Source organism: Rhizobium aethiopicum (assembly GCF_014197535.1).
GTDB lineage: Bacteria > Pseudomonadota > Alphaproteobacteria > Rhizobiales > Rhizobiaceae > Rhizobium > Rhizobium aethiopicum_A.
In genome coordinates, this window is the sequence record NZ_JACIFV010000040.1 from 18,342 (window position 1) to 35,847 (window position 17,506).

Consider the following 17,506-nt stretch of genomic DNA (forward strand, 5'->3'; position numbering starts at 1 on the left):
GCGTTGAGATGAGCAAGCCCGTTCCGCGTCCCGGTATTCTCGATATCGCATCCTATGTGCCGGGCAAGGAACATGCGCCGGGTGTCGCCCGCGTCTACAAGCTCTCCTCCAACGAGACGCCGCTCGGCGCCAGCCCGAAGGCGATAGAGGCCGTCAAGGCAGCTGCCGACAATCTGGGACGTTATCCCGACGGGCAGGCGGTCGAACTGCGCGAGGCGATCGCCGCTGTACATGGCCTCAATCCGGCAAACATCCTCTGCGGCAATGGTTCCGACGAGCTGCTCGGCCTGTTGTGCCATGTCTATCTGGGCGCCGGTGACGAAGGCATCATCACCGAGCACGGCTTCCTTGTCTACAAGATCCAGATCATGGGCACGGGCGCTGTGCCCGTCATCGTCAAGGAGAAGGACTATACCGTCGACGTCGACGCGATCCTGGCGGCGGTGACGGAAAGGACGAAGATCGTCTTCATCGCCAATCCCGGCAATCCCACCGGTACATACGTTCCCGTCAGCGAGATTCGCCGCCTGCAGGCCGGCCTGCCTAAGCATGTCGTCCTCGTGCTCGATGCGGCCTATGCCGAATATGTACGCCGCAACGATTATGAAGCCGGCATCGAGGTCGTATCGTCCAGTTCCAACGTAGTGATGACCCGCACCTTTTCGAAAGCCTACGGTCTTGCGGCTCTGCGCGTGGGCTGGATGTATGCGCCAGTGGAGATCGTCGACGCCGTGAACCGTGTACGCGCTCCGTTCAACCTGAATGCGGCCGCGATCGCCGCCGGTGCCGCGGCCATCCGCGACCAGGCCTTCGTCCAGCAGGCCGTCTCTTTCAACCAGATGTGGGTGGAGACGCTCACGGAGGCTCTCGAAGCGATCGGGCTGAAAGTGACGCCGTCCGTCGCCAATTTCGTCCTTATCCACTTCCCCGACATCGACGGCAAGCGCGCGGCCGATGCCGACGAGCTTCTGACAAGCCGCGGTTACATTCTTCGCGCGGTGCGCAGCTACGGCTTTTCCAATGCACTGCGGATGAGCATCGGTCCGGAAGAGGCCAATCGCGGCGTCATCGCCACGCTGCGTGAATTCATGGGACGGCAGGCATGAGCGTGCTGTTCGATCGCATCGCGCTGATCGGCATCGGCCTGATCGGCTCTTCGCTTGCCCACGACATCAGGCGGCTCGGGCTGACCAAAGAGATCGTCGTGGCGACACGCAGCGCCGATACGCTGAAGCGCGCCGAAGAGCTCGGCCTCGGCGACCGTTATACGACCTCTTCGGCCGATGCTGTTCGAGATGCCGACCTCATCATCGTCTCGGTGCCGGTCGGCGCTTCGGAAAGCGTGGCGAAGGAAATCGCCGGCAGCCTGAAGCCGGGCGCTATCGTTACCGATGTCGGCTCCACCAAAGCGTCCGTCATCGCGCAGATGCAGCCGCATATGCCTGACACTGTGCATTTCATTCCCGGCCATCCGCTGGCCGGCACGGAAAAATCCGGCCCGGATGCCGGTTTCCCCGGCCTCTTCGAAGGCCGCTGGTGCATCTTCACGCCGGTTGCCGGCACCGCCGAGACGGCGCTGAAGCGGCTGCGCGGCTTCTGGGAAGCGCTCGGATCCAAGGTCGACGAGATGGATGCGGAGCATCACGACAAGGTGCTCGCGATCGTCTCGCACCTGCCGCATATCATCGCCTACAACATCGTCGGCACCGCCGACGATCTGGAGACGGTGACGGAGTCCGAGGTCATCAAATATTCGGCCTCCGGCTTTCGCGATTTCACCCGTCTTGCCGCTTCCGACCCGACGATGTGGCGCGACGTCTGCCTGCACAATCGCGATGCGATCCTCGAAATGCTGGCGCGCTTTTCGGAAGATCTCGCCTATCTGCAGCGCGCGATTCGCTGGGGTGAAGGCGACAAGATTTTTGAACTCTTCACCCGCACGCGCGCCATCCGCCGCTCGATCGTCCAGGCCGGCCAGGATGTCGACGCCCCCGATTTCGGCCGCCCCCACGCGCTGGATAAGAAGTAGACTCTCGCGATGGTGGAGGTGGCGAGCGCAAGTCAGGCGGATATCGACTGGCTGGCTCGCGAGGATGCCGGTGCAGGCAAGGCATGGGTATCGCGATGCGTCGCGCTCGGCGAATATCTCGTTGCTAAGGAGGCCGGCGAGATCGTCGGATTCCTGCGTTTCTCCCGCTTTTGGGGCAGGGTTCCCTATATGGAAATGATCCGTGTTCTGCCCGGCCACCGCCGGTCCGGCGTCGGCACCGCGCTGTTTCTTGCCTGGGAAGAGGCGATGCGCGGCGAGGGCGCCCGGCTGCTGATGACGTCGAGCGAATGCGATGAGAGCCGGCCGCAGGACTGGCATCGCCGCAACGGATTTACCGAAACCGGCGCGATCGAGCTGCCGGGCCTGCAATCGGTGCCTGAGGTGTTCTTCACCAAACGGATTGATTAGATCGGCGGGATCTGACCGAGTGGAATGAAGCCGCTGACGGTGGCATTGCCGCGATCGACGACGAGATCGACTGAGACCTTGTCTCTACCGCCGGCCAGCGCCTTCAGCATCTTCGTCGCCGTGCTGACGGTCGGGGCAAGATCCGGGAAAGCCTGTTTGAGGCTGTCGCCCCAGGGGCCGAGCCGTTCAATTTCCAGCTTGAACTTCCCGGAGAGAAAGCCTTGCTCGTCGAAGGAAAAGGGGCCGGTGAGCGTCATCACCTTGCCGTCGCCGATGTCGGCAACGATGCGACGCAGTTCGCCGGCAGAACCATTGAGGCCGTTCGGGTCGCTGCCGTCGATCAGGCCGGCCTTGCCGGCGATCGTGAGATCGATACTGGCGGAGAGTTTCGGGAAGAGCTGCGGCCAGTCCTTGATCGCGGTGTTCGCATCCTGCACCGAGATTGCGCCGTCGAGATCGGCACCGTTCTGGCGCAGGTGAATTTCGGTGCGAGCCGCATCGAAGCTGATGGTCTGACCGGTATAGGAGGAGACCGCCGTCGCCTTAAGACCCTCGATGACGGTGGAGCTGTGATCAACGCCCTGTAGCTTGGTCGTCAGGCTCGCCTGCAGATTCGCCCATTGGGCAGAGACCGAAAGGCCGTTTGTGGTGCGGATTTCGGCCGGTGAATCGAGCTCCCAGACGATATGGCTCGGCGCATAGACCTGTGCGGCGGAGCGCAATGCGCCGAAGGTGGCGGAGACGCCGTTGACATTGTCGTCGACATCGACCTTGGAGCAGAACAGACCGATGCGGAAGGGATAGCCGCGGAATTCGATATCGGAGCATTCGCCGGTGACGCCTGCCTGATCGCGCGGCGCGATTGCTTTCAGCACCGTCGTTTTCAAAGCCGAAGCGGCATAGAACCAGCCACCGGTATAAAGCGCGATCACCAGGAGGATGCCTCCGCCCAGCAACCAGAATTTCTTGCTGTTGCCGGTTTGGCTGCTGCCGGATCGGCTTGACGCTGCCATGATGTTCTCCAATGGTGAATCGCAATGTGATTCCGGTCTGGCGTGCGATATGGACGAATTTTGGGTGTTTGGCTACGGCTCGCTGATGTGGAATCCGGGCTTCGAGTTCCTGGAGCGGGCAGAAGCTCTGGTGCATGGTTACCGGCGTTCTCTGTGCGTCCGATCCTTCGTCCATCGCGGCACGCGGGACAATCCCGGCCTGGTTCTCGGCCTCGACAGGGGTGGAGCTTGCCGCGGCATGGCCTTCCGCATTTCGCCCGACAAATGGGACGAAGTGATTGACTATCTCCGCGCCCGCGAACTCGTCACCAATGTCTATCTGGAGCGCCGGGTTCGGCTGCAGTTTGCCGGCGGTCGCCGAACGGAAGCGGTTACCTACATCGCTGATCGCGACCACGAGCAATATGCCGGTACGCTCGATGCGCTTGCGGCCGCGCGGGTGGTGAACGAGGCCAGGGGGCAGTCGGGCCCGAACGATGCCTATGTCTTCAACACGCTTGCGCACCTGAAACAGATGGGCATTCGCGACCCATGGCTGGAGCAGGTCGGCAACGAGGTGGAGCGGCTGCGGGCCGGCTGATCATGCCGTCGCCGCCTTCACTTTGCGCAGCTCGGTCAGCCGAGCGACCGCTGTTGGCGGCAACGGCAGATGCGGATTGCGGTCGACGGTATCGATGAGCAGCTCGTCGCTCGCCCGCTCCGTGACCTCGATCAGCTGAGCGAAGAAGGCATCCGGATCCATTCCCGGCATGATCGGCGGCAGGATCCTGACCTTGAAATGGCCGGGATAACGGCGGACGCTCCGCCGCGGCCAGAAGAGGCCGGGATGCATGGCAACCGGTACGACGGGAATGCCAAGATCGCGGTACATGCGGGCGATGCCGTATTTATAGACCGGCTCCGCACCCGGCGGGCGGCGGGTACCCTCAGGATAGATGATCAGCTGGCGGCCGGTCGAAAGCTCTTCCTTGGTGCGTTTCAGCACTTCCACCATCACCTTGCCGCGGGCGCCGCGGTCGACTGGGATCATGCGCTGCTTCTTCGCATACCAGCCAAAAAGCGGAATCCACATCAGCTCGCGCTTCAGGATATAGACCGGGTCCTTGAGATTGGGCAGCAGCGCATAGGTGTCCCAGAAGGATTGGTGCTTCGGCGCCAGGATAAAACTGCCCTCAGGCAGATTCTCCAGCCCCTCGATCTCGAAGGTCGTGCCGACGATCATGCGCATCAGCCAATGGTTGGAGCGCGCCCAATTCTTTGGGATCGCATAGGCCTTAAGCCGCGGCACCACGAAATAATAGGGCGAGAGCACGATCATCCGGATGATGAGATTGGCGTAGAAGATCGTGTTGAAGAGGACGGAACGCAGGGCGATCATGAAATTATCCCGAGGCAGGCTCATGCGACCGGCCTACACGATATTGCCGGTCATAAAAAGCGTTTGATGCTGCCTCGATGTAAATGCTCAGTCTGTGGCGGATACGCTTGCCGAGCGCAGTCCGGTGTGACGGCCGAAGCCGGTGATGTTGCGGGCGCCTGCCAACAGCACCTTTGCATATTCGGCGAGCATGACCCGCATTGCGTTCGGGTCGGTAAACCAGTTGCGGGTCTTCAAATCCGAATTGACCACCGGATAGGGGATGAACTCGATGTCCGGATCGACATAGGAGAGTTCTGCGAGGCTGCGCGGCATGTGATAATTGTTCGTGACGACGAGAACGCTTCTGTATCCCCTGGCGTGGATCCAGTTGGAGGTTTCCTCGGCGTTGCCGATCGTGTCTATCGCATCATGGCCGATATCGACGCAGCAGGAGAAAAGATCGGCCGAGCCTTGCGTCATCTTGCGAATCTGCGCCGGCGTCGTCGTTGGGTGGACGCCCGAGATCAGCAGTCGTTTGCCCGCTCCCTTCTGCAGCAATTCCACGGCCTGGTCGATGCGCTGGTAGCCGCCGGTCAGCACGACGATCGCGTCCGCCTTAGGCTCGACCGGGGGCTTGAGCGTGGTTACGGAATCGGCAAACCGCAGGAAGCCGCCGAACACCAGGGCGATTGCCAGAACGCAGCCAAAGCCGCCCCAGCGCAGCAGGCGGCGGATCAGGCCGCGCCGCGGCGGCAGGCCCGCCGGACGATCAAGCTCCGGGTCCTGCCGAATCGGATTGCGTGTCGTATCGCCCATGGTCATGAATCGTGATTATACGCTGATTGCGGCGCGGAACAGACGCTTTCACGATAAAAAGGCATGGCACGATCAACTTGCGATGCCGTCGGTGCGCGTCGGGTCCGAACGCAATGTATCGATTTCATAGATCGTCCGCATGACGGTCAGCCGCGCCGTGACGGTCGTCAAGAGCGCGATGACGATCATCGTCGCGAAGATGCCGGCATAACCGAGGACGCCAACGGAGAAGGTGCCGAACAGCGCCGTTGCCTGATCCGTTTCCGGTGTTGCCAGCGTGCGGCTCTGCCAGAAACCGGCGGTGGCGAAGAAAAGAGCGGCAAGCGCGCTGCCGATCGCTGAGCCCTTGAGGCTGATCTTCAGAAAATGCTTCTGAAATTCAGTGGCGACGAAGGAGCTCTCGGCACCGACGAAATGCAGCACTTCAACGATGTGGCGGTTGCCCGACAGCGCGCCGCGCGTGGCGAAGACAACGGTCAGCACCATGGCCGAGAAAACCAGGAGCAGGATGCCGGTGCCGATCAGCACGGTCGTGTGCGCCATGGAAACCAGCCGGTCGACCCAGGTGCGGTGATCGTCAAGGCTCGCCTGCGGGATGCTGTCCTTGAGGAGCCCTCGCATCGCATCGAAAGCCGGCGGATTGTTTTCGTCGATGGTGATGACGACGAGACGGGGAACAGGCAGATCCTTGAGATCGAGACCGGGCCCGAGCCAGGGTTCGAGCAACCGGGCGGTGGCCGCTTCGTCGACGATCTGGCCGCTCTTGGTGCCGACGAAGGTCAGCGCCAGGTCGCGTGCCTGCGTCAGCGCCTTTTCCATATCGAGATTGTCGTCCGGCTTGATCTGGATGGTGATCTCGCGGGAGATCTGGCTCTCCCAGCTTGCCGCCGTCGAACGCACCATGCTGACGCCGCCGAGCGTCAGGCAGGCGAGAAAGGCCATGATCGATATGACCACCATCAGGGCGTTGCCCTGGATGTTGGAGGGCGGCAGGATCGGCGCGGTCGGGCGCACGCGCATTTCCGGCCGCTTCTGCTGGGCGGCAGGCTGGGCCGACGCCTTCTCTCGGTTCCTGGACGGGGGCTCAGTCATAGATATCGAGATGCCCCTCCGAGAGGATCATACGGCGGGCTTCCACCTGTTCCATCAGCGTCAGGTCATGGGTGGCGATGACGACAGCCGTACCAAGCCGATTGAGTTCGAGGAAAAGATTGAGCAGGCGCCTCGCCATCGGCGGGTCGACATTGCCCGTCGGCTCGTCGGCCAGCAGGACCTCCGGCCGGTCCATCAGCGCCCGGGCGATAGCGGCGCGCTGCTTCTCCCCGCCGGAGAGGACCGGCGGCAGCACGTTGATGCGTTCGCCGAGCCCGACCCATTTCAAGAGTTCCAGAACATCGGTTTTGTAGGAGCTTTCCTCCTTGCCGCGCACCCGCAAGGGCAAAGCGACGTTTTCATAGGTCGTGAGATGGTCGAGCAGGCGGAAATCCTGGAAGACGATGCCGACGCGCCGCCGCAGCAGCGGCAGTTCCGGCCGGGGAATTTCGGAAATGTCGCGCCCGAACATGCGGATCAGGCCACGTGTCGGCTGCAGCGACATGAAGAGCAGCCGCAGCAGCGAGGTCTTGCCGGCACCGGATGGGCCCGTCAGGAACTGAAAGGATTTCTTCGGAATGTCGAAGGTCAGGTCCCGGAGGATTTCCGGGCCCATACCATAGCGCAAACCGACATTCTCGAAGTGGATCAACGGGCAGCTCAGTCTGTTCTTGGTTTCACCGCGCGACTTGTTAACCAACACCGTTAACAGCCGGTAAATTTTGCCGGAAAGACGCCCGTTTGATGGCAATCTTTGCGAAGCATTAACCATTAAAATTTACGACTGAGGAGGATTCGTTTCAATGCCAAGATTTCTTGCGGCAGCGAAACCATGTGGACATCTGCGAGGCAGCCACCGTGGAAGCATCCTCCTTCAGCCGCCGGACACCGGGCCAGGCCTATGATTTCCTGCCGCCCGAATCCGCACACCGCCAGTATCGTTCAACACGTCCTGCTGATGTTTCCGACGCCGAATTCGTGACGGTCGGCAAAGCCCGGCCGAAGGACTTCAGCCCCAGGATCCATAACGACAACGGCAGGCGCATGGCGGCTGCGCGCGCCGCACGGCCGCCGCTCCTGCCGGCGATGGCTGCTTCCGCTCTGCGAAGGGCGGAATCCTGGCTGCAGCGGGCGTCGCTGCGCAGCTTCGCGGTGCTGGTACTGGCGCTCGCCGTGCTCGTTTTCGGCCTCGCAGGCGGCTTTTCCGGCCTTTCCGCCGCGGGCGCCTCCTCCGGAGCGCCGCTGCATTTCACCCATGTCACCGTGACGCCGCGCGATGCGAACGGCATGCGTGTGCTCGTCGTCAACGGCATCATCGAAAACGACAGCGGCACGACGCAGACGGTGCATCCGATCCGCGCCGATTTGGTGGCCGACGAACGGCTGACGGCAAGCGTCGTCATTGATCCGCCCGCCGACGTCATCTACGACGGCCAAAGCCGTGGCTTTTCGGCCCGAGTCCAGCACGCCGGCGGAAAATTGCCGGAGGTCCGGCTTTCCTTCCTGCCGTAGAAATGACCGGATTCGTAATGGCTTTCCGCCACAAGATGCGCCAATCCCGTTGATTTCATGATCGGCGAGGCTGTTTCAGGCGCGCATATGTGCTAACGGCTTACCCTTCTTTTCATGGAGCAAGCCTTTATGCCTGTCGTGCGCGGAAAAAATATCGAGCCGCTCTTCACCGCCGAGCAGATCGCGGAGCGCAATCATGCGATGGCGCGGGAGATCGCCAACGGCCCGACCAAGGACCTGCTCGTCATTGCCGTGCTCAAGGGCTCCTTCATCTTCGCCGCCGACCTGATCCGCGCCCTGCACGACACCGGGCTTGCTCCCGAGGTCGAGTTCATCACGCTGTCGAGTTACGGCACCGGCACGGTTTCGCAGGGCGTGCGCATCGTCAAGGATATCGATAGCGACGTACATGGCCGAGACGTCCTCCTGATCGACGATATTCTCGAGTCCGGCCGGACGCTGCTGTTTGCCAAGGAGCTGCTCTTCGAACGTGGCGCGCGCAACGTGACGATCGCCGTGCTGCTCGACAAGCGGGTCAAGCGCAAGGAAAAGCTGGAGGCCGACTATGTCGGCTTCGAATGTCCCGATTACTTCGTCGTCGGGTACGGCATGGACGTTGCCTATGCGTTTCGCGAACTGCCCTTCGTCGGCGTGGTGACCGGCGACGCCTGAGGAATGCGGGCATCGCGTCATTGCCGCGTGAAGACGGGTTGTTAACCATCTCGTCCATCGCTTCGCCATCTTTACCGATCGAAAAGGAAAGTCTGGTGATTTCCGTCGCGGGGCTGAAGACGGAGCAATGCACATATGGCAAGAATTCTGATTACGGAAGACGAGGATTCCCTGCGGTCTTTCGTAGCCCGGGCCTTGCGGCTCGACGGTCACGAGACCGATGAGGCGGCCGACGGCGCTGAGGGGCTGGAGAAGCTGAAGGACGGGGTCTATGATCTGCTGCTGTCGGACATCCGCATGCCCGTGATGGACGGCATCGAACTCGCTCATCAGGCGAAGGACGCCTTCCCCGCTTTGAAGATTTTGCTGATGACCGGCTATGCCGAGCAGCGCGAGCGCGCCGACGATCTTGCAGAAAAAATCATCGACGTCGTCGCCAAGCCATTTGCGCTTCCCGATATACGCAAGGCCGTCGCCCGGGCGCTTGTCGCTTAAAGCGCGCGCCTATCTTTGACGGCGGTATGAGGCTTACTGGATGTCCAGAAGCCGTTCGAGATACCGCCGTTCCATTTCCTGTGGCGGATTGTTGCCGAGCTTCTCGCGAATCGCATCGAGAATTTCGCGTGCGCGCTGAACGTCGATTTCGTCAGGCACCTTCACGCCGTCATTGTCGATATAGCCGTTGCTCATGCGTGGCCGTCCCAACGGATCGCGGCCGTTCTGATCGCCCTGGCCGACCTGGCCGTTCGGGCCCTGTCCCTGCTGGCCCCGTTGCGCCTGCATCATCTGGTTCATCATGTCGCGGGCGCCCTGGCGAAGGGCTTCAAGCGCGCGGCCCTGGTTCTCGACGGCCGTGTCGCCGCGGCCCTGGCCGAGTTCGCGGCCGGCGCCATCCATCTCGCGTTGAGCCTGGCCGAAGCCTGGACCGGGCTTCATGCCCATTTCGCCGAGTTTCTTCTGCAATTCGCCGAGCTGCTTGCCGAGCGCATCCTGCTGGGCGCGCAACTGTTTCAGCGCTTCCCTGAGCTGCTCGGCGGTCATCTGGTCGGAAGGTTGCTGGCCCTGACCTTGCTGGCCCTTACCTTGCCGGCTCTGGCCTTGCTGCCCTTGCTGCTGATCCTGCGGCTCGCCATTCTCTCCCGGCATCATCTCGTCGAGCAGCGGATCGTTTTCGCCCATATCGGATTCGCCACGCTGCATACGGTCCTTGAGCTGCTGATCGAGGCGGAAGGTTTCTTCCATCAGCTTCTGCTGATCGCGCAGGATCTCGCCGAGCTTGTCGATCTGCTTGCGGGCTTCGCTGTTTTCCTGACCCTGCTGGCCCCGCTGCGGCCGGCCGGCCTGCAGGTTGTTCATCATGCGCTGCAATTCCGACAGCATCTGCTGTGCCGCGTCGCGATTGCCCGAGCGGGCGAGATTCTCGATCTGGTCCATCATCCGTTCCAGATCCTGCTGGCGCAGGATGTTCTGCGCATTCTGGTTCGGCTGCATCGTCGGGGCGTTCTGCATGCGTTCGGCAAGCTCGCTCAGGTAATCCTGCATCGCCTTGCGCAGCTCATCCATCAGCTTCTTGATCTCTTCGTCGGGCGCGTTGCGGTCCAATGCGTCGGCAAGCTTCTGCTGGGCTTCGCGCAGCTTGCGCTCGGCAAGCGAAAGATCGCCGTCCTCCATGCCGAGCGCAATCTCCCAGAGATACTGGGCGGTATCCTTCAGCGCCTCCTCGCCCTTTGCCAGCTTCATGCGGGCCAAGGCCGATTCCAGCAGCAGGTAGTTGGTGAGCTTGGGGATGGTCTCCTCGGGACGGATGGTCAGCGCCTCGTTCAGCGCGATCGCCTGCGGCATCTTACGGGTATCGAGTGCGAAAACCTGCCGTTCCTCGGCGACAGCTGCGGCAAGCGGCTCGTTGAAGGGCCGCGACGGCAGCGTCATTTCGTAGGGTGGGCTGCGGCCGGTCTGGCCAGCGGCATCCTTGGCGACGAGGGTAATGCGCACCGGCTTGCCGGCAAGCGGATGTTCGGTCAGATTCCGGCTGGTCACGCCCTTGGCGTCGCGGGCGTTGCGGCGGGGGATATCCAGCCGGTACTCCGGCAGCGGATAGAGCGGCGTCGCCGCCGGATCGTTTTCCATAGGAACGATCTCGGCATGGCCCTCCTGGACGCCATAGTCGTCCTTGACGGTGAAGCCGATTTCCAGCGCGCCGTTGACGCTTACCTTCGGCATGCCGTCAAAGGCGATTTCAGGCGCCTTGTCAGGCAGCACGTCGAAGCTCCAGCGGCGACCATTGACCTCGAGCGCGCCGTTTTCCTCAAGCTTCATCACATGCGTCTGCGCGATGAGGGCATTGTTGGCAGGCCCGCCGGTCGTCGGCTGCTCGTTGGCAGGTGCGGGCGCCTGCTGTGGCCTTGCGTCGGCCTGTAGGGCGATATCCCGCGCCTCGCCGTTCGCCTTGCGGAACACGACCTTTTCGGTCGTCTTTCCGCCGCTGACGCGCACGGTGAGACCGGAAAACTGCGGGATGCCGATCGGCGCCTGTTCGCTGCCGTCGGCGGTCAAGTAAATCGGCGCGCGACCGGTATAGGAGGGCGGCGTCACCCAGGCGTCGATGCGCACCGCCGGATCGACCGCCACCTGCTCGGGCGCTGACTGCAATGCGTCACTGATCGAGCCGCCGTTGAGCGACAGCGAATAGCCAAAAGCGGTGACGAGCAGCAGAGCAGGGATGGCGCGCAGGGCGAAGCGGTCATGTGCGGCGATATCAGGCCGCGGCATGCCGGCATCGAGTGCTGCGATCTTTTCGGCCATGCGCACCTGGTGCTCACGCCAAAGTGCCCGCGAAAAGGGCGTGTCGTAGGCCGGCTCGTCTTCCTGGACGGCAACCGGCTGGTGCGGCAGGCCGTTGCGCTCTTCCAGCATGCGATCGGCTTCAGCGGTTTTCGGCCAGCGCAGAAGGCGGAAGGGGACAAGCGAGACGAGGAACGCCGCGGCAAAGGCGATCAGCAGCAGGATGCGCAGCCAGTCCGGCACGTTGCGGAAGATGCCGAACCACGAGGCTGAGAGGTAAATGGCGACGATGCAGAGGACCGGCATCAGCAGCGGCAGCAGTTGCTCGAAGAAGAGCACGGTGCGCGCCAGCAGGCGTTTCGTCGTTACCAGCCGGGCAAGCGAGGGACGGAGCGCGAATGCACCCTTCCTCTGCCTTAAGGGGCTTGTCATCGGTCCGGTCTCCGCGATCTGGCATTCTGGTACAGAGGGCGCTTCCGGCGATTGCGGGGCAATACGCTCATGAACGAAAGGATAACACTCTTTGTGGCGAAGGCGAGGGCGAACGGGCAGGAATACCGCCTTTTCACGTTTATTCGCCCAAAAGTGATGTTGCTGCTAAAGCACGTCGCGATCTTTCAGATTCGCTTCTTGCGCTTTAGCTCTTTGTTTTACGCATGTCGTTATCGCAAAACCGCTTCACACTTTTGCGCGACATGTTCTAGTCGAGCCAGGCCGGAACGGAATCGAGGCTGATCAGCTCGGCATAGGTCCTGCGCGGGCGAATCACATGAAAATCGCTGCCCTTGACCAGAACCTCGGGCACCAGCAGACGGCTGTTATAGGTGCCGGCCTGGACGGCGCCATAGGCGCCGGCAGTGCTGACGGCCATCAGGTCGCCGGGCTTCGGCATCGCCATTTCGCGGTCGAGCGCCAGATAATCGCCGGTCTCGCAAACGGGGCCGACCACGTCGGCGCGGATGCGCGGGGCGTTCGCTGCCGAAATCGTCACCGGACGAATCTCGTGATAAGCCTCGTAGAGCGTCGGGCGGATGAGGTCGTTCATCGCACCGTCGACGATGACGAAGGTCTTCTCGCCGCCGTCCTTCACATAAAGAACTTCGGTCACGAGGATGCCGGCATTGCCGACGATGAGACGACCGGGTTCGGTGACGATCTTGCAGTTCAGGCCGCGCAGCTGGTTCTTGACGATCGCTGCATAGGCATCGGGCAGCGGCGGCGGATTGTTGTCGTCCTTATAGGGAACGCCGAGACCGCCGCCGATGTCGACGTGATGAATGGAGTGGCCGTCCGCACGCAACGTCGCGACGAGATCGCGCAGCAGCTTGAAGGCGTCGTCAAAGGGCTGCAGCTCGGTGATCTGGCTGCCGATATGCATGTCGATGCCGGTGACATCGATCCCCGGCAGCTTGGCGGCATGGGCATAGATGGCGCGGGCGCGATCCCAGGAGATGCCGAACTTGTTTTCCTTCTTGCCGGTCGAGATCTTCGCATGCGTCTTGGCATCGACATCCGGATTGATGCGGAAGGAGACCGGCGCCTTCTTGCCGGCGTTGACGGCGTGCTGGTTAAGAATCTCCAGCTCAGGCTCGGATTCGACGTTGAAGCAGTAGATGCCAGCCTCAAGCGCGAAATCCATCTCCTGCGGCGTCTTGCCGACGCCCGAAAACATGATGCGGCTCGCCGGAATGCCGGCGGCAAGTGCACGGCGCAGTTCGCCTTCCGAAACGACGTCGATGCCGGCGCCCAGGCGTCCCAGGGTCTTCAGCACGGCTTGGTTCGAGTTCGCCTTCATCGCATAGCAGACCATGGAGTCGACATCGGCGAAGGCTTCCGAGAAGACGCGATAGTGGCGCTCCAGCGTTGCCGTGGAATAGACGTAGAACGGCGTGCCGACCGCCTTGGCGATCTCGGGAACGGGGACGTCCTCGGCGTAAAGGATGCCGTCGCGGTAATCGAAATGGTTCACGGGGTGCGCGCCTTAAAGGAGGGGGTCAAGAAGAAAGGGCTTGTCAACGGTGCCGGGCTGTTTCGTCGGCTTGGAAACGTCGCCTTCCTTCGTCGCCGCAGCACTCGGCGGATCGAGATCGCCCTTGCGTCCGCATCCGGCAACGGCAAGGCCGATGACGGCGAGCACCGCCGTCAGGCGGATGAGGTGCGGCAAGCTCTTCTGCATGGATATCCTCTTGTGCGGCGTATGGCTGATATCATTCATATCGAACGACGGGATCTTCATAGCGAAGTTTATCCGCCTTGTGCACCCTGATTGTTGGACGGCCTTTCCGCGCTTGCAGGAAGGGGGAGGCGGCTTTCAGCCTCCCGCTATCTCTCAATTGCGGGCGCGCCAGAAGGCGATCTGCTTGCGCACCTCGGAAGGTGCGGTGCCGCCGAAGCTCTTGCGGCTGGCAACGGAGGCCTCGACGGTCAACACGTCGTAAACCTTGTCGGTGATCGCGGAATGGATTGCCTGCAGATCGGCGAGCGGCAGCTCGGCAAGATCGCAGCCCTTGCTTTCGGCGAGCGCCACGGCGCGGCCGGTGACGTGATGGGCATCCCGGAAGGGCAGGCCCGCTTCGCGCACCAGCCAGTCGGCAAGATCGGTCGCCGTCGAAAAGCCGGAGCCGGCCGCCGCCTTCATGCGCGCGGTGTTGACGGCCATATCACGCACCATGCCGGTCATGGCGGCGATTGCCAGCTCGAGGCTCTCGGCGGCGTCGAAGACCTGCTCCTTGTCCTCCTGCATGTCCTTGGAATAGGCGAGCGGAAGGCCCTTCATGATCGTCAGCAGTGCGATCAGGGAGCCATTGATGCGGCCGGTCTTGGCGCGCACCAGTTCGGCCGCATCCGGATTCTTCTTCTGCGGCATGATCGAGGAGCCGGTCGAGAAGGCATCGGACAGGCGCACGAAGCCGAATTGCGGGGTCGACCAGATGACGATCTCTTCCGCGAGGCGCGACAGATGCATGCCTGTAATCGCGGCGATCGACAGGAATTCGATGGCGAAGTCGCGGTCGGAGACGGTGTCAATGGAGTTGCGGGTCGGCTCGCGGAAACCCAGTGCCTTGGCCGTCATATGGCGATCGATCGGATAGCCGGTGCCGGCAAGGGCGGCCGCGCCGATCGGGCTTTCGTCCAGATGTTCGATGGCGTGGCGTACACGCGAGCGGTCACGGCCGAACATTTCGACATAGGCCATGCAATGATGGCCGAAGGTGACGGGCTGGGCGGTCTGCAGATGGGTGAACCCCGGCATGACGCTTTCGGCATGTTCCTCGGCGCGGTCGAGGAAGGCCGCGATCAGACCGGTCAGCATCCGTTCGGTCTTCTGAAGCTCTTCCTTCACCCAGAGGCGGAAATCGAGCGCCACCTGATCGTTGCGTGAGCGGGCGGTGTGCAGGCGGCCGGCCGCCGGTCCGATCAGCGTTGTCAGGCGTGCTTCGATATTCATGTGGATGTCTTCGAGCCGACGGGAGAATTCGAAAGTGCCGCTTTCGATTTCTGACAGGATCGTGTTTAGCCCGTGAACGATCTTGTCCTTATCGTCCGATGAAATGATACCCTGATGGGCGAGCATGGTCGCATGGGCGATGGAACCACGGATATCCTGGGCGAATAGCTTCTTGTCGAAACCGATCGAGGCATTTATCTCCTCCATGATCGCGTCCGGGCCGGAGGCGAAGCGACCACCCCACATCTGGTTGGAGGATTTGGTGTCCGTGTTGTTCTCGGCCATAAGATGCCCGTCCTGGAGAATGAAATGACGACGAAAAAACCCTTCGGCCTGCCGTCCGGAAAACTGATCGCAATCGCCGCCGTTGCAGGTGTCGTTGCAGGTGCGGCAGCGGTATACGTGAAGGAGACGGGCATTGGCAATGGCATCGGCAGCAGCGCTTCGGCCGAATGCCCGCTGGCAAAGGAGCGCGCTGCCAATCTGACGCCGCTCATGAAGGGGCAGGTCGCCGCCATGGTTGCCGCCAACGAGCCGCGCAAACTGACCACGGTTTCCTTCAACGGACCGGATGGCAAACCGCTGACGCTCGATCATTTCGCCGGCAAGACCGTGCTGCTCAATCTTTGGGCGACATGGTGCGTCCCCTGCCGCGAGGAGATGCCGGCGCTGAACGCGCTGGAAAAGGAGATGGGCAGCGACAAGTTCCAGGTCGTGCCGGTCAATATCGACACTGGCGACGATGAAAAGCCGAAGACTTTCCTTGCCGAGACCGGCGTCGATGCGCTGCAGCTTTACCGCGACAATACGATCGGCGTCTTCAACAGCCTGAAGAAGGAAGGTCTCGCTTTCGGCCTGCCGGTGACGCTGTTGCTCGACGACAAGGGCTGCCTGATTTCCGCCATGAACGGGCCTGCCGCCTGGGACAGCGAAGATGCCAAGGCGCTGATCAAGGGCGCAATCGGGTCGTGAGGATATCGCTCAGTCCCCATCGCCTCTTATGAGGAAGACGCCTGCGAGTCCGATCAGGACGCAACATTGCAGCAGGAACATGGGTGTTTCGGTCGACATGGCATTCCTCCCGTTCGCGGCAAGGAAAGCATTTCGCGGGCGTGCGGTCCATTCGCCCTTTCTGATGATGTCTGCTTACCGCGTCGGGACGGGCACTTCGCCACGATAATCGTAGAAGCCGCGGCCGGATTTGCGTCCGAGCCAGCCGGCTTCGACATATTTCACCAGCAGCGGGCAGGGGCGATATTTCGAGTCCGCCAGGCCGTCATGCAGCACCTGCATGATCGACAGGCAGGTGTCGAGGCCGATGAAATCGGCAAGCTGCAGCGGCCCCATCGGATGGTTGGCGCCGAGCTTCATCGCCGTGTCGATGGCGTCGACGGTGCCGACACCTTCGTAGAGCGTATAGATCGCCTCGTTGATCATCGGCAACAGGATGCGGTTGACGATGAAGGCCGGGAAGTCCTCGGCGACGGTGACGGTCTTCTCCAGCGAGCCGACGAACTCCTTGGCGGCGGTGAAGGTCTTCTCATCGGTCGCAATGCCACGCACCAGCTCGACCAGCTTCATCACCGGCACCGGGTTCATGAAATGTATGCCCATGAAGCGCTCGGCGCGGTCGGTGGCGGCAGCAAGGCGGGTGATGGAAAGGGAAGAGGTGTTGGTGGCCAGCAGCGCTTCCGGCTTCATCACCGGACAAACCTGGCTATAAATCTTGCGCTTGACGCTTTCGTCCTCGGTGGCCGCCTCGATGACGAGATCGGACGGGGCGAGATCGTTGACATCGGCGGAGCCTGATATGCGCGACAAGGTCGCCTTGCGTTCCTCGTCGGTCATCTTGCCGTTCGTCACCAGGCGGGCGAGATTGCCGTTGATAGTGGCGAGGCCGGATTCGATGCGGTCCTGCGAGAGATCATAGATGTGAACCCTGTAACCTGCGGCGGCCGAAACATGCGCGATGCCGCAGCCCATCTGGCCGGCACCGATAATACCAATATTCTTCAACACCGCATTCATCTCCAAACCCCCGCTCGGCAGTCGCCCCCGCGTTGCCGTATTATATTAGCAATACTGCCGGACGAAAGATCGCCCGGCAGTAAGTAGTAGACCGATAAAAGACAATTTTCCAGTCATTCGCAAGTGCGAAAGAAAGGCATTTGCCTCGCTCAGAGCGCCTTTTGCAATTCCGGCAGGGCGTCGAAGAGATCGGCGACGAGGCCATAGTCGGCGACCTGGAAGATCGGCGCCTCCTCGTCCTTGTTGATGGCGACGATCACCTTACTATCCTTCATGCCGGCCAGATGCTGGATGGCGCCGGAGATGCCGCAGGCGATATAGAGATC

General features: G+C 61.9%; 19 protein-coding genes. 8 read left to right on the top strand and 11 right to left on the bottom strand.

Translation table 11 applies throughout. The features are described from left to right. Positions 1-8: 8 nt before the first annotated feature. The 3 genes from hisC to GGD53_RS29655 are packed head-to-tail and all read left to right on the top strand — an operon-like array spanning position 9 to position 2,458. Positions 9-1,106 carry a histidinol-phosphate transaminase gene (gene hisC / locus GGD53_RS29645; RefSeq protein WP_184460290.1) on the top strand — a complete coding sequence of 366 codons (1,098 nt, stop codon included), beginning with the start codon at positions 9-11 and terminating at the stop codon, positions 1,104-1,106. Beyond that, positions 1,103-2,029 carry a prephenate/arogenate dehydrogenase family protein gene (locus GGD53_RS29650; RefSeq protein WP_184460292.1) on the top strand — a complete coding sequence of 309 codons (927 nt, stop codon included), beginning with the start codon at positions 1,103-1,105 and terminating at the stop codon, positions 2,027-2,029. Before hisC ends, GGD53_RS29650 begins: the two co-directional genes overlap by 4 nt. 9 nt (positions 2,030-2,038) lie before the next feature. Continuing rightward, positions 2,039-2,458, top strand: a complete 420-nt coding sequence (locus tag GGD53_RS29655) for a GNAT family N-acetyltransferase (protein WP_184460293.1) — start codon at positions 2,039-2,041, stop codon at positions 2,456-2,458. Here GGD53_RS29655 and GGD53_RS29660 read toward each other — a convergent pair. Next, on the bottom strand, positions 2,455-3,471 hold the full coding sequence (locus tag GGD53_RS29660) for a DUF2125 domain-containing protein (RefSeq protein ID WP_184460294.1): 1,017 nt from the start codon (positions 3,469-3,471) through the stop codon (positions 2,455-2,457). The genes GGD53_RS29655 and GGD53_RS29660 overlap by 4 nt on opposite strands. A gap of 49 nt (positions 3,472-3,520) precedes the next feature. Here GGD53_RS29660 and GGD53_RS29665 point away from each other — a divergent pair, with 49 nt between their 5' ends. Next, positions 3,521-4,051 (top strand): gamma-glutamylcyclotransferase, encoded by a 531-nt coding sequence (locus GGD53_RS29665; protein ID WP_184460295.1) that lies wholly within the window; start codon positions 3,521-3,523, stop codon positions 4,049-4,051. Here the strand turns inward: GGD53_RS29665 and GGD53_RS29670 are convergent, their stop codons facing one another. From GGD53_RS29670 to ftsE, 4 genes are all read right to left on the bottom strand, one after another. Further along, positions 4,052-4,849 carry a lysophospholipid acyltransferase family protein gene (locus GGD53_RS29670; protein WP_184460296.1) on the bottom strand — a complete coding sequence of 266 codons (798 nt, stop codon included), beginning with the start codon at positions 4,847-4,849 and terminating at the stop codon, positions 4,052-4,054. Positions 4,850-4,936: 87 nt separating this feature from the next. Continuing rightward, positions 4,937-5,653: a YdcF family protein gene (locus tag GGD53_RS29675; protein WP_184460297.1), complete on the bottom strand. Its 717-nt coding sequence runs from the start codon at positions 5,651-5,653 to the stop codon at positions 4,937-4,939. Positions 5,654-5,719: 66 nt separating this feature from the next. Continuing rightward, complete coding sequence (locus GGD53_RS29680) at positions 5,720-6,739, bottom strand: cell division protein FtsX (RefSeq protein ID WP_184460298.1); 1,020 nt, start codon at positions 6,737-6,739, stop codon at positions 5,720-5,722. Then, a complete protein-coding gene (ftsE, locus tag GGD53_RS29685) occupies positions 6,732-7,391 on the bottom strand; it encodes a cell division ATP-binding protein FtsE (protein WP_064805284.1) in 660 nt (219 codons plus the stop codon). The genes GGD53_RS29680 and ftsE overlap by 8 nt, the downstream gene beginning before the upstream one ends. Positions 7,392-7,597: 206 nt before the next feature. Between ftsE and GGD53_RS29690 the strand changes: the two genes are divergently transcribed. From GGD53_RS29690 to GGD53_RS29700, 3 genes are all read left to right on the top strand, one after another. Continuing rightward, a complete protein-coding gene (locus tag GGD53_RS29690; protein WP_184460299.1) occupies positions 7,598-8,251 on the top strand; it encodes a hypothetical protein in 654 nt (217 codons plus the stop codon). A gap of 129 nt (positions 8,252-8,380) precedes the next feature. Next, positions 8,381-8,923, top strand: a complete 543-nt coding sequence (gene hpt / locus GGD53_RS29695; RefSeq protein ID WP_064805282.1) for a hypoxanthine phosphoribosyltransferase — start codon at positions 8,381-8,383, stop codon at positions 8,921-8,923. A 135-nt stretch (positions 8,924-9,058) separates the two neighbouring features. After that, positions 9,059-9,418 carry a response regulator gene (locus GGD53_RS29700; protein WP_010028815.1) on the top strand — a complete coding sequence of 120 codons (360 nt, stop codon included), beginning with the start codon at positions 9,059-9,061 and terminating at the stop codon, positions 9,416-9,418. A gap of 33 nt (positions 9,419-9,451) precedes the next feature. On the opposite strand, the gene GGD53_RS29705 is transcribed toward GGD53_RS29700, so the two are convergent. The 4 genes from GGD53_RS29705 to argH form a co-directional block, all read right to left on the bottom strand. After that, a complete protein-coding gene (locus GGD53_RS29705; protein WP_184460300.1) occupies positions 9,452-12,136 on the bottom strand; it encodes a TIGR02302 family protein in 2,685 nt (894 codons plus the stop codon). A gap of 268 nt (positions 12,137-12,404) precedes the next feature. Then, complete coding sequence (gene lysA, locus GGD53_RS29710) at positions 12,405-13,673, bottom strand: diaminopimelate decarboxylase (protein WP_184460301.1); 1,269 nt, start codon at positions 13,671-13,673, stop codon at positions 12,405-12,407. A 12-nt stretch (positions 13,674-13,685) separates the two neighbouring features. After that, positions 13,686-13,880 carry an LPS translocon maturation chaperone LptM gene (lptM, locus tag GGD53_RS29715; RefSeq protein ID WP_003582619.1) on the bottom strand — a complete coding sequence of 65 codons (195 nt, stop codon included), beginning with the start codon at positions 13,878-13,880 and terminating at the stop codon, positions 13,686-13,688. A 153-nt stretch (positions 13,881-14,033) separates the two neighbouring features. After that, positions 14,034-15,437: an argininosuccinate lyase gene (argH, locus tag GGD53_RS29720; protein ID WP_184460302.1), complete on the bottom strand. Its 1,404-nt coding sequence runs from the start codon at positions 15,435-15,437 to the stop codon at positions 14,034-14,036. A gap of 24 nt (positions 15,438-15,461) precedes the next feature. Here argH and tlpA point away from each other — a divergent pair, with 24 nt between their 5' ends. Beyond that, positions 15,462-16,124 (top strand): thiol:disulfide interchange protein TlpA, encoded by a 663-nt coding sequence (gene tlpA, locus GGD53_RS29725; protein ID WP_184460303.1) that lies wholly within the window; start codon positions 15,462-15,464, stop codon positions 16,122-16,124. A 174-nt stretch (positions 16,125-16,298) separates the two neighbouring features. Here the strand turns inward: tlpA and GGD53_RS29730 are convergent, their stop codons facing one another. Continuing rightward, positions 16,299-17,180, bottom strand: coding sequence for a 3-hydroxybutyryl-CoA dehydrogenase (locus GGD53_RS29730; RefSeq protein ID WP_064805274.1), 882 nt, complete (start codon positions 17,178-17,180; stop codon positions 16,299-16,301). A 149-nt stretch (positions 17,181-17,329) separates the two neighbouring features. Further along, positions 17,330-17,506: electron transfer flavoprotein subunit alpha/FixB family protein (locus tag GGD53_RS29735; RefSeq protein WP_210303392.1), on the bottom strand; the 177-nt coding region annotated here is incomplete at its 5' end.

What these genes read in the sequence shown, in the direction of transcription:
- hisC (WP_184460290.1), top strand. Translation starts at nt 9, where the DNA reads ATGAGCAAGCCCGTTCCGCGTCCCGGTATTCTCGATATCGCATCCTAT.
- GGD53_RS29650 (WP_184460292.1), top strand. Translation starts at nt 1,103, where the DNA reads ATGAGCGTGCTGTTCGATCGCATCGCGCTGATCGGCATCGGCCTGATC.
- GGD53_RS29655 (WP_184460293.1), top strand. Translation starts at nt 2,039, where the DNA reads ATGGTGGAGGTGGCGAGCGCAAGTCAGGCGGATATCGACTGGCTGGCT.
- GGD53_RS29660 (WP_184460294.1), bottom strand. Translation starts at nt 3,471, where the DNA reads ATGGCAGCGTCAAGCCGATCCGGCAGCAGCCAAACCGGCAACAGCAAG.
- GGD53_RS29665 (WP_184460295.1), top strand. Translation starts at nt 3,521, where the DNA reads ATGGACGAATTTTGGGTGTTTGGCTACGGCTCGCTGATGTGGAATCCG.
- GGD53_RS29670 (WP_184460296.1), bottom strand. Translation starts at nt 4,849, where the DNA reads ATGATCGCCCTGCGTTCCGTCCTCTTCAACACGATCTTCTACGCCAAT.
- GGD53_RS29675 (WP_184460297.1), bottom strand. Translation starts at nt 5,653, where the DNA reads ATGACCATGGGCGATACGACACGCAATCCGATTCGGCAGGACCCGGAG.
- GGD53_RS29680 (WP_184460298.1), bottom strand. Translation starts at nt 6,739, where the DNA reads ATGACTGAGCCCCCGTCCAGGAACCGAGAGAAGGCGTCGGCCCAGCCT.
- hpt (WP_064805282.1), top strand. Translation starts at nt 8,381, where the DNA reads ATGCCTGTCGTGCGCGGAAAAAATATCGAGCCGCTCTTCACCGCCGAG.
- GGD53_RS29700 (WP_010028815.1), top strand. Translation starts at nt 9,059, where the DNA reads ATGGCAAGAATTCTGATTACGGAAGACGAGGATTCCCTGCGGTCTTTC.
- GGD53_RS29705 (WP_184460300.1), bottom strand. Translation starts at nt 12,136, where the DNA reads ATGACAAGCCCCTTAAGGCAGAGGAAGGGTGCATTCGCGCTCCGTCCC.
- lptM (WP_003582619.1), bottom strand. Translation starts at nt 13,880, where the DNA reads ATGCAGAAGAGCTTGCCGCACCTCATCCGCCTGACGGCGGTGCTCGCC.
- argH (WP_184460302.1), bottom strand. Translation starts at nt 15,437, where the DNA reads ATGGCCGAGAACAACACGGACACCAAATCCTCCAACCAGATGTGGGGT.
- tlpA (WP_184460303.1), top strand. Translation starts at nt 15,462, where the DNA reads ATGACGACGAAAAAACCCTTCGGCCTGCCGTCCGGAAAACTGATCGCA.
- GGD53_RS29730 (WP_064805274.1), bottom strand. Translation starts at nt 17,180, where the DNA reads ATGAATGCGGTGTTGAAGAATATTGGTATTATCGGTGCCGGCCAGATG.